General features: G+C 69.7%; 6 protein-coding genes and 3 pseudogenes. 6 read left to right on the top strand and 3 right to left on the bottom strand.

From position 1 onward, the window contains the following. The 3 genes from BN4348_RS56655 to BN4348_RS56665 form a co-directional block, all read left to right on the top strand. Window positions 1–847 (top strand): L,D-transpeptidase (locus tag BN4348_RS56655; protein ID WP_066917392.1); only part of this gene is annotated, 847 nt, incomplete at its 5' end. 109 nt (window positions 848–956) lie between these two features. Next, complete coding sequence (locus tag BN4348_RS56660) at window positions 957–1,544, top strand: TetR/AcrR family transcriptional regulator (protein WP_066917393.1); 588 nt, start codon at window positions 957–959, stop codon at window positions 1,542–1,544. Then, window positions 1,541–3,787: a molybdopterin-dependent oxidoreductase gene (locus BN4348_RS56665; RefSeq protein WP_066917394.1), complete on the top strand. Its 2,247-nt coding sequence runs from the start codon at window positions 1,541–1,543 to the stop codon at window positions 3,785–3,787. Before BN4348_RS56660 ends, BN4348_RS56665 begins: the two co-directional genes overlap by 4 nt. Here the strand turns inward: BN4348_RS56665 and BN4348_RS56670 are convergent. Continuing rightward, window positions 3,784–5,760, bottom strand: a complete 1,977-nt coding sequence (locus tag BN4348_RS56670) for a M13 family metallopeptidase (RefSeq protein ID WP_066917395.1) — start codon at window positions 5,758–5,760, stop codon at window positions 3,784–3,786. The two genes, BN4348_RS56665 and BN4348_RS56670, sit on opposite strands and share 4 nt — an antisense overlap. Window positions 5,761–5,802: 42 nt before the next feature. Between BN4348_RS56670 and BN4348_RS56675 the strand changes: the two genes are divergently transcribed. Together BN4348_RS56675 and BN4348_RS56680 are read left to right on the top strand one after the other, a co-directional pair. Then, on the top strand, window positions 5,803–6,450 hold the full coding sequence (locus BN4348_RS56675; RefSeq protein WP_066917396.1) for a hypothetical protein: 648 nt from the start codon (window positions 5,803–5,805) through the stop codon (window positions 6,448–6,450). Then, window positions 6,447–6,797, top strand: a pseudogene (locus tag BN4348_RS56680) (hypothetical protein); the annotation flags it as partial. The gene BN4348_RS56675 and the pseudogene BN4348_RS56680, both read left to right, overlap by 4 nt. A gap of 82 nt (window positions 6,798–6,879) precedes the next feature. Here BN4348_RS56680 and BN4348_RS56685 read toward each other — a convergent pair. Then, window positions 6,880–8,508: pseudogene (locus BN4348_RS56685) on the bottom strand (MMPL family transporter); the annotation flags it as partial. Here BN4348_RS56685 and BN4348_RS56690 point away from each other — a divergent pair. Further along, window positions 8,499–8,720 (top strand): annotated as a pseudogene (locus BN4348_RS56690) (hypothetical protein); the annotation flags it as partial. The pseudogenes BN4348_RS56685 and BN4348_RS56690 sit on opposite strands and share 10 nt — an antisense overlap. On the opposite strand, the gene BN4348_RS56695 reads toward BN4348_RS56690, so the two are convergent. Then, the coding region (locus BN4348_RS56695; protein ID WP_066917397.1) for a hypothetical protein at window positions 8,721–9,221 on the bottom strand (501 nt) is incomplete at its 5' end.

A 9,221-nucleotide genomic window follows, 5' to 3' on the forward strand; every position in this document is an offset into this window, starting at 1 on the left:
CGCGCCGCCGCCGGCACCCGATCCGTTGGCCGCGCCGCCGCCCCCGTTCGCGCCGCCGCCGTTTACCTTCCCGGGTGCGTCGCCGGTGGCGGCGGGTCCCGCCGCTGGGCAGAACCCGACGCCGTTCACGGGCACGCCGCCGTTCGGGCCGCCCACGTTCGTCCCGAAAAACGGCTCGACGGTGGGCGTGGGCCAACCGATCATCATCAACTTCCCCGGCCGGGTTGACGACGCGGGCGCGGCCATCGACGCGGTGCACGTGTCGTCGATCCCGCCGGTGCCGGGCAAGTTCTACTGGATGACCCCGACCCAGCTGCGCTGGCGCCCGCTGAGCTTCTGGCCCGCTCACACCGACGTGACGGTCGACGCGGGCGGCACCGTGACGAGCTTCCACACCGGCGACACCCTGATCGCCACGGCCGACGATTCCACCCACCAGCTGACCGTGACGCGCAACGGCACCGTGGAGAAGACCATCCCCATGTCGATGGGCATGACGTCGGGCAACCACCAGACCCCCAACGGCACCTACTACGTGCAGGAGAAGATGCCCTCGGTGGTGATGGACTCCTCGACCTACGGGGTTCCCGTCAACTCGACGTACGGCTACAAGGTGACCGTCGAGCTGGCCGTCCGGTTCGACAACGTCGGCGACTTCGTGCACAGCGCCCCATGGTCGGTGGACGACCAGGGCAAGCGCGACGTCAGCCACGGCTGCATCAACATCAGCCCGTCCAACGCGAGGTGGTTCTTCGACAACTTCGGGCCGGGGGATCCGATCATCGTGAAGAACTCCACCGGCGGCGACTACAAGAAGAACGACGGCTCGGCCGACTGGATGTCGTAACGGCGTAGCCGGCCAGACGCAAAAGCCCCCTTTCCGGGGCGAAATTGGGGGCTTTTGCGTCTGCCGGGCCTCTTTCGCCGCCCGGTCGATTATGTATAGCATCATACATATGCGTAGCCCCCGCGAGCGGATGGTGGTGTCCGCCGCGCTGCTGATCAGGGAGCGCGGCGCGCACGCCACGGCCATCTCGGACGTCCTCGAGCACAGCGGTGCACCGCGCGGGTCGGCCTATCACTACTTCCCGGGCGGGCGCACCCAGCTGCTCTGCGAGGCCGTCGACTACGCGGGCGAACACGTCGCCGCCGTCATCGCCGGGGCGGCCGGCAGCCTCGAACTGTTGGACACGCTGATCGACAAGTACCGCCGCCAGCTCCTCGAGACCGACTTCCGCGCCGGCTGCCCCGTCGTGGCGGTCTCCGTCGAAGCCGGCGAGCAATCCGACCGCGAGCGGATGGCGCCGGTGGTCGAGCGCGCCGCGGCGGTGTTCGACCGCTGGTCGGATCTGATCGCCCAGCGCCTCATCGCCGACGGCATCGCGGCGGACCGCGCCCGCGAATTCGCGGTGCTGGCGATCTCGGCGCTGGAAGGGGCGATCGTCCTGGCCCGGGTGCGGCGCGACCTCACCCCCCTCGACGTCGTCCGCCGCCAGCTACACCGACAGCTGCAGGCCGAGCTCTCCGAAGGGACTTCGCGATGACCACCACCGACTGGCAGCCGACGGCCTGCATCCTGTGCGAATGCAACTGCGGCATCGTCGTGCAAGTAGAGGACGGCCACCTGGCCCGCATCCGGGGCGACAAGGCGCACCCGGGGTCGCAGGGATACACCTGCAACAAGGCGCTGCGGCTGGACCATTACCAGAACACCCCCGCCCGCCTCACCTCGCCGATGCGCCGCCGCGCCGACGGGACCTTCGAACAGATCGACTGGGACACCGCGATTGTCGAGATCGCCGAGGGGTTCAAGCACATCCGCGACGCCTACGGCGGGGACAAGATCTTCTACTACGGCGGGGGTGGGCAGGGCAACCATCTGGGCGGCGCCTACAGCGGCGCGTTCCTGAAGGCCCTCGGTTCGCGGTATCGGTCGAATGCGTTGGCGCAGGAGAAGACCGGCGAGGCCTGGGTCGACGCGCAGCTCTACGGCGGTCACACGCGCGGCGAGTTCGAGCACGCCGAGGTGTCGGTGTTCGTGGGGAAGAACCCGTGGATGTCGCAGAGCTTTCCGCGGGCCCGGGTGGTGCTCAACGAGATCGCCAAGGATCCGGCCCGGTCGATGATCGTGATCGATCCGGTCGTCACCGACACCGCGAAGATGTCCGACTTCCATCTGCGGGTGCGGCCGGGGACCGACGCCTGGTGCCTGGCGGCCCTGGCGGGCGTCCTCGTCCAGGAAAACCTCTGTGACGAAGCGTTTCTCGCCGAGCACGTGCGCGGCGCCGACGCGGTGCGCGCCGCGCTGCGCGAGGTTCCGGTCGCCGACTACGCGTCGCGCTGCGGGGTCGACGAGGAGCTGCTGCGCGCGGCCGCGCGGCGCGTCGGCGCCGCCGCCAGCGTCGCGGTGTTCGAGGACCTCGGGGTTCAGCAGGCGCCCAACAGCACCCTGTGCTCCTACCTGAACAAGCTGCTGTGGATCCTCACCGGCAACTTCGCGAAAAGGGGTGGCCAGCACCTGCATTCGTCGTTCGCCCCGCTGTTCGGCCAGGTCACCGGGCGCACGCCGGTCACCGGTGCGCCCGTCATCGCCGGGCTGATACCGAGCAACGTGGTGCCCGAGGAGATCCTGACCGACCACCCGGACCGCTTCCGGGCCATGATCGTCGAGAGCAGCAATCCCGCGCACTCGCTGGCCAACTCGGCCGCCTGCCGCGAGGCCTTCGGTGCGCTGGAGCTGATGGTGGTCGTGGACGTCGCGATGACCGAGACCGCGCGGCTCGCGCATTACGTGCTGCCCGCGGCGTCGCAGTTCGAGAAGCCCGAGGCCACCTTCTTCAACTTCGAATTCCCCGCCAACACCTTTCAGCTGCGCCGGCCGTTGCTGCCGCCGCTGCCGGGGACGCTGCCCGAGCCCGAGATCTGGGCGCGGCTGGTGCGCGCGCTCGGCGTGCTCGACGACGCCGAGCTGCGCCCGCTGCACGAGGCCGCGCGGCGCGGCCGGCAGGCCTACGCCGAGGCGTTCCTTGCCGCCGTGGCCGCCAATCCGACTGTGGCGAAGCTGGTTCCGTACGTGCTGTACGAGACGTTGGGGCCGACGTTGCCCGACGGGTTGGCCGGCGCGGCTGCCGCGTGGGGGCTGGCCCAGAAGACCGCCATGGCCTACCCCGAGGCCGTCCGGCGGGCCGGCCACGCCGACGGCAACGCGCTGTTCGATGCCATCCTGGCCAGCCCGTCGGGCGTCACGTTCACCCGGCACGAATACGAGGACGACTTCGCGCTGATCACCCACGCGGACCGCAAGATCGCGCTGGAAATCCCCGAAATGCTGGACGACCTAAGGGCGTTGGCCGCGGCGCCGCCCCGGCTGACCACCGCGGAGTTCCCGATCGTGCTCTCCGTCGGAGAGCGGCGCGCCTACACCGCCAACGACATCTTCCGCGATCCGTCCTGGCGCAAACGCGACGCCGACGGCGCGTTGCGGGTCAGCGTCGAGGACGCCCAGGCCCTGGGGCTCGCCGACGGACAACGGGCCCGGGTCAGCACCGCGGCCGGCAGCGCCGACGTGGCCGTCGAGGTCACCGAGACCATGCTGGCCGGGCATGCGGCCCTGCCCAACGGTTTTGGCCTCGACTACGTCGACGGCGACGGCAACACCGTCGTTCCGGGCGTCGCACCAAACGCGCTCACCTCGACGGAATGGCGCGACCCCTACGCCGGCACGCCGTGGCACAAGCACGTGCCCGCACGCATCGAGGCGTGCTCGGCAGCGGGTGGGGCTACCTAGTTCCAGATCCTCACCCGGCGCTGCGGCTCCAGGTACAGGGCGTCGCCCTCGGTCACGTCGAAGGCGTCGTAGAAGGCGTCCATGTTGCGGATAACGCCGTTGCACCGGAACTCCGGCGGCGAATGCGGGTCCACCGCCAATCGCCGGATCGCTTCGGCCTCACGGGATTTGGTGCGCCACACCTGCGCCCAGCCGTAGAACACTCGCTGCACGCCGGTGAGCCCGTCGATGACCGGGGCGGGTTCGCCGTTCAGTGACAGCTGGTAGGCCAGCAGCGCGATGGACAACCCGCCCAGGTCGCCGATGTTCTCGCCGACGGTGAACGCGCCATTGACGTGATACCGGCCGTCGAGCGCCCTGGGCGTGTAGGCGTCGTACTGCTCGATCAGCGCCTTGGTGCGGGCGCCGAACTCGGTGCGGTCGTTGTCGGTCCACCAGTCGACCAGGTTGCCGTCACCGTCGTACTTGGCGCCCTGGTCGTCGAAGCCATGCCCGATCTCGTGACCGATCACCGACCCGATGCCGCCGTAGTTGGCGGCGTCGTCGGCCTCGGCGTCGAAGAAGGGCGGCTGCAAAATGGCCGCGGGGAAAACGATTTCGTTCATGCCCGGGTTGTAGTACGCATTGACGGTCTGCGGCGTCATGAACCACTCGTCGCGGTCCACCGGGCCGCCGAGCTTGGCCAGCTCGCGGTCGTGATTGACCGCGTACCCGCGTTGGTAGTTGCCGTACAGGTCGTTGCGGTCGATCGCCAGCGCCGAGTAGTCCCGCCACTTCGCCGGGTAGCCGACCTTGGCGGTGAACTTCTCCAGCTTGGTCAGCGCCCGCTCGCGGGTCTGCGGCGTCATCCAGTCCAGTTCGCTGATGGACAGGCGGTACGCCGCCTTCAGGTTGTCCACCAGGGCGTCGATGCGGGCCTTGGCGCCCGGCGGGAAATGCCGCTGTACGTAAAGCTTTCCGACGGCATCGCCCAGCAGGCCCTCCACCAGCGACACCGCCCTCTTCCAGCGCTCGCGGATCTGCTCGGCGCCGGTCAGCAGGCGACCGTAGAAATCGAAGTCCGCGGCGACGAGGTCGTCGGTCAACCACGCCGCGCGGGCGCGGATCACCCGCCAGCGCGCCCAGCGCTTCCAGTCCTCGATGTCCTCGCTGTCCCACAGCGCGGCGAACGCGGCCAGGTAGTCCGGTTGGCGCACAACCACTTCCGCGAGGGCATCGGGGGAGCCGCCCAGCGCGGCCGCCCAGCCGGCCCAGTCGAAGCCCGCCGCCTCGTCCTGCAGCCCCGCGAAGCTGCGCAGGTTGTAGGTAAGGTCGGCGTCGCGGCGCTTGACCACGTCCCAGTGCGCGGCCGCGAGTTTGCTCTCCAGCGCCACGATCCGCGCCGCGGTGTCGGCGTGATCGCCGCCGAACACGAGGCCGAACATTCGCGCGATGTGTCCCGGGTAGGCGGCCAGCACGGCGGCGTGCTGCTCCTCGCGGAAGTACGACTCGTCGGGCAGGCCGATACCCGACTGGGAGAAGTGCACCAGGTAGCGGGCCGAGTTCTTGGCGTCGGTGTCCACATAGAACGCGACGCCGCCGCCGACCCCGGTGCGCTGCAGGGCGCCGATCGCGGCGGCCAGGGCGGCGGGATCCGCGCAGTCGTCGATCAGGGCCAGCTCGTCGAGCAGCGGCGCCAGGCCCCGGCGTTCGACGGCTTGCTCGTCGAGGAAGCTGCCGTAGAGGTCACCGATGCGTTGTTCGTCAGTGCCGGCCGGGGCGCCCTGCCGGCTGGCCTCCTCGATCAGGTCGCGGACCTGCTCCTCGGCCCGGTCGTAGAGCGCGCGGAACGCGCCGTCGGTCGCCCGGTCGGGGGGAATCTCGTAGTCGGCCAGCCAGCGGCCGTTGACATGGCCGAACAAGTCGTCTTGGGGGCGGGCGTTCGCGTCGACAAAGCTCAGGTCGACGCCCGATCGGATGGCCTCTACAGTCACCCCGCCATCCTTCCATCTTCTTTTGGATGCAACGATCGGCCCATGTCAGACGACGAAGACGACGTCGAATCCGCCCACGAGGTCGATTCAGACGACGCCGACTCCGAGGACGCCCCCGAGCCCGAACGGGCGACCGCCAGGATCTTCTCGCCCTACGGCATCGCGTCGACCGTGCTCGGTTTGTTGGCGGTGGCGGCCGTGGTGTTCGGCTACTTCATCTGGTCCGCTCACCGCGACGAGCTGGGCGAGCGCAGCTACCTGACCCGCGTCATGCAGACCGCCGCGGAGTGGACCGGCGTGCTGATCAACATGAACAGCGGCAACATCGACGCCAGCCTGCAGAAGCTGCACGACGGCACGGTCGGCGAACTCAACACCGACTTCGACGCGGCCGTGCAGCCCTACCGGCAGGTGGTGCAGAAGCTGCAGTCGCAGAGCGCCGGCCGGATCGAGGCGGTGGCGATCGAAACGGTGCACCGCGACCTGGACACCCAACCCGGAGTCTCGAGGCCGGTGGTCACCACCAAGCTGCCGCCGTTTGCCACCCGGACGGACTCGGTGATGGTGGTCGCGACGTCGGTCAGCGAGAACGTCGGCGCCAAGCCGCAGGTGGTGCACTGGAACCTGCGGCTGGATGTCTCCAACGTGGACGGCAAGCTGATGATCTCCGGGCTGGGATCCATCCGATGAGAAACCTGTGGCGGCTGCTGGCCTTCGACATCGTGGCGCCGCTGGCCGCCATCGCCGCCCTGCTGGCCATCGGCATGGTCCTCGGCTGGCCGCTGTGGTGGGTGTCGGGATGCACGGCGCTGCTGGTGCTGATCGCCGAGGGCGTGGCCGTGAACTTCTGGCTGCTGCGCCGTGATTCGGTCAGCGTCGGCACCGACGACGATGCGCCCGGGCTGCGGTTGGCGGTGGTGTTGCTGTGCGCGGCCGCCCTGTGCGCGGCGGTGCTGACCGGCTACACGCACTGGACGCGGCCGGACCGCGACTTCAGGAAGGATTCCCGGGACGTGGTTCAGGTCGCCANAGAGGTGTATAAGAGACGGCCGTCGGTCCTGCGCTGGTCGCCGGCGGGCCGCTGGGGTGGCGGGGCCGGGCGTCGCTCGGATGCCAACGTCACCTCGCCTCCTCCAGCATCGCTACGGCCACCGACAGGCAGCGCTGCTTGACATCTTCCCAGTCTGCCTTGGCGTCGGGTTCGGACCACTGGGCGTCGCTGAAATCGGCGGGATGCGGATCCGCGAGCCGGCGGACTAGCTGCGTTGCCATCCATTCGCGCCTGGACGTTTGACAACAGTAATAGCTGTCCATGCCGGCCAGCACCACAGCGGCGGTCTCCGGCTCCACGGTGTCGACCATGTCTGCAAAGTCGGCATAATCGCGGCTGCTGTTACGGCACATGATCAAGTAGCCCTTGAGCCGCAGCGCCTCCGCACCGGTCGGGACGAGCAGGCGGTCGCCGGTGGGCAGCTGCACGTTGGTGGTCTCCACCGGGCTGCGCCGCTCGTACCTCGGCGGCTCGCACTCGTCGACATCGGTCTCCAGCGCGTCGATCGCCACCGACAGCCGCCCCCGCCACAGCGTGACCGGGTGAACCGGGCGGTCCCCCGCGATCGCGCGGGCGATGCCGTTGCGCGATGCGAGGCCGCCGACGAGCTTCTTGGTGGCCGAGTGACCGTTGCTGCCGTTCTTGGCGGCGGCCGGGCTCACCCCGCTCCCCGCTTCGTCGTCGATGCTGACCTGGTGGGGGATCTGTCCGGGGTCGAGCCCCCGGCTGCCCGCGGGGCCCGCCGTGCCGTTGCGCCCACACCCGGTGAAGGCCAGCGGGTCGGCGACGCAAATGGCGTCGGGCGCAAGGTGCTTGAGCTTCGCGGCCGACTTCAGCACCATGCGCAGGTCGGCGCTGGGCGCCGTGAGGGCCGAGATGTCGTCGGGGATGACCACGACGTCACCGAGGTCGACCTCGGGCAGCGGCCGGTCGAAGTCGACCGACGGCAACACGCGGCGCAGCCACCCGGGCAGCCACCAGTTCCACTGGGTGAACATCGCCATCAGCGCCGGGACCAGGACCAGTCGCACCACCGTGGCGTCCACGGCGATCGCGACGGCGCACGCGACGCCGATCTCGGCGACCAGCGGCATGCCGGCGAACGCGAAGCCGATGAACACCGCGATCATGATCAGGGCGGCGCTGGTAATGGTGCGGGCGCTGGTGCTCACGCCGTAGGCGACCGCGTCGCGGGTGTTCCCCGAGTGCAGGAACCGCTCCCGGATGCGGGTGAGCAGGAAGATCTCGTAGTCCATCGACAGCCCGAACGTCATCGCCAGCACCAGCGGAGGCACGGTGCTGTCGATCGAACTGATCTGGGTGAAGCCGAGGCCCTGCAACCAGCCCCACTGGAAAACCATCACCAGGCTGCCGTACGCGGCGGCGACCGACAGCAACGTCATCAGCACGCCCTTGAACGCCAGGAACACCGAGTGGATGGAGATCAGCAGCATCACGAACGCGATCGCTGCCACGAAGAGCAGCACGAACGGCTCGGTCTGCGACACCCGGTCGTCGAAGTCCTTGATCAGCGCGGTCGGTCCGCCCACGTCGACCCGCGCCGTGCCCGGGTCGGGGATCCTGGGGAGCTGCGTGCGCATCCAGCCGACGGTGTCGCGGGCCTTCATGTCCTCGGGATCCACCGACAACACCGCGGACACCAGGGCGCTGCCGTTGTCCTCGGCNCGCCGAGCTGGCCCAGCACAACGTCACGGCGCAGGCCGCCACGCTGGCGGCCGGAGTCGAGGCCCTCGGGCCGTCGGCGGCCAGCGTGGCCGTGATCCTGCGGGTGACGCAGAACGCCCCCGGCCAGCCTCCCAGCCAGGCCGCTCCGGCGCTGCGGGTGACCCTGGCCAAAAAGGGCGGCACCTGGCTGGTGGCGGACGCGCGGCCGATCAATTCCCGGTGATCAGTTGGATTCGGTCGGCCGCCCGGACTTCACCTTGACGAACCGATCCGACAGCCGGCGCATCCGGATCATCAGTGCGGACGTCGGGCTGATGCTGCCGTCGAGGTAGGTGCCCAGCTCCTCGGGCGACACCCCGATGCGCGACGCGAATTCCTGTTCGCCCAGGCCAGACCGGTCGATCAGCAGCCGCACGTGGCGGGCGACCTCGGCGCGTTCGTTGGCCTCCAGGTGGGTGCGGGCGCGCTCCAGCACCTCCCAGAGGGCCTTGGAGATGCCCGACGGACGCGTCCCCTCGAGGACCTCCTCGACCTGGCGGGCGGTCCGCCCGTACGGGTCGCGCTTCAGGGCCGCGGCGATGCGCTTCCAGGTGGCGATGTCGCCGCCTTGGAGGGCCGACCGGATGGCGGCCGTCGGCCAGAACTCCACCGGCTGGTCGGGGTCGCCAACGGGCCCGGCGGGTTCGCCGTCGGTCCTGCGCTGGTCGCCGGCGGGCCGCTGGGG

Origin of the sequence: Mycobacterium interjectum, assembly GCF_900078675.2 — a bacterium.
GTDB classification, from domain to species: Bacteria; Actinomycetota; Actinomycetes; order Mycobacteriales; family Mycobacteriaceae; genus Mycobacterium; species Mycobacterium interjectum.